This window comes from Pelomonas lactea, from assembly GCF_043555885.1.
GTDB classification, from domain to species: Bacteria; Pseudomonadota; Gammaproteobacteria; order Burkholderiales; family Burkholderiaceae_C; genus Pelomonas; species Pelomonas lactea.
Genome location: NZ_JBIGHX010000016.1, coordinates 1 through 1,524 on the forward strand (window position 1 = coordinate 1; position 1,524 = coordinate 1,524).

A 1,524-nucleotide genomic window follows, 5' to 3' on the forward strand; every position below is an offset into this window, starting at 1 on the left:
AAACCGCTGATCTCGCGGCCATGACCAGCAGCCAGTGGGCCGCGCTGGGCTCCGCGCAGATCGCGGCGCTGTCCACCGACGCGCTGCCCAGCATGGAGACGGCCGACCTGCGTGCCATCACCACCGCTGCCCTTGCCGGTTTCTCCAGCGACCAGATCAAGTCGCTGACATCCACCGAAGTCGCCGCCTTCTCCACCAACCAGCTCGTCAAGCTGAGCACCACTCAGCTGCAAGGCCTGGAAACCGACGACATGGCTGCGCTGTCCAGCAGCCAGATCGCCTCGCTGACGTCCGACCAGCTCAAGGCGCTGACCACCGACCAGCTGCCGGCCATCGAATCCGGCGACATCAAGTCGATCACGACGGTCGCGCTGCGCGCGCTGTCCAGCGCCCAGCTGGATGCGCTGACCAGCGACCAGCTGCAGGCGCTGAGCTCCACGCAGCTCAATGCGCTGACCTCCACCCAGCTGCAGAGCCTGAAGACGGACGATCTCAACGCGCTGACGACCGACCAGTTCTCCAAGCTCAGCACGGCGCAGGTCGCGCTGCTGACGACGGCCCAGATCGCCGCGATGGAAACGGCCGACCTGGCCGCGCTGACCAGTAGCCAGTGGGCTGCGCTGGGCTCCGCGCAGATCGCGGCGCTGTCCACCGACGCGCTGCCCAGCATGGAGACGGCTGACCTGCGCGCCATCACCACCGCTGCGCTGGCGGGCTTCTCCAGTGACCAGATCAAGTCCCTGGTCTCGGCCGAGGTCGCCGCGCTGACGACCACGCAGCTGGCCAAGCTGTCGACCATCCAGCTGCAAGGTCTGGAGACGGACGACATGGCCGCGCTGTCGTCGGCCCACATCGCCGCGCTGAGCAGCGACCAGCTCAAGGCACTGACGACGGACCAGATCGCCGCCATCGAGTCCGGCGACATCAAGTCCATCACGACGGTGGCGCTGCGCGCGCTGTCCAGCGCGCAACTCGATGCGATGACCAGCGACCAGCTGCAAGCGCTGTCGTCCGCGCAGCTCAACTCGCTGACGTCCACGCAGCTGCAGAGCCTGAAGACGGACGACCTCAACGCGCTGACGACCGACCAGTTCTCCAAGCTCAGCACCGCCCAGGTCGCGCTGCTGACGACCACGCAGGTGGCCGGCATGGAAACCGCCGACCTGGCGGCACTGACCAGCACGCAATGGGCGGCCTTGGGCTCCGCCCAGATCGCCGCGCTGTCCACCGACGCGCTGCCCAGCATGGAGACGGCCGACCTGCGCGCCATCACCACCGCTGCGCTCGCCGGCTTCTCCAGCGACCAGATCAAGTCGCTGACGTCCACCGAAGTCGCCGCCTTCTCTACCAACCAACTGGTGAAGCTGTCGACGACGCAGCTGCAAGGCCTGGAAACCGACGACATGGCTGCGCTGTCCAGCAGCCAGATCGCCTCGCTGACGTCCGACCAGCTCAAGGCGCTGACGACCGACCAGCTGCCGGCCATCGAATCCGGCGACATCAAGTCGATCACGACGGTCGCGC

General features: G+C 67.3%; 1 pseudogene. It reads left to right on the forward strand.

Annotated elements, in window-relative coordinates:
• Positions 1-20: 20 nt before the first annotated feature.
• Positions 21-1,524 (forward strand): annotated as a pseudogene (locus ACG04Q_RS25525) (heme utilization protein); the annotation flags it as partial.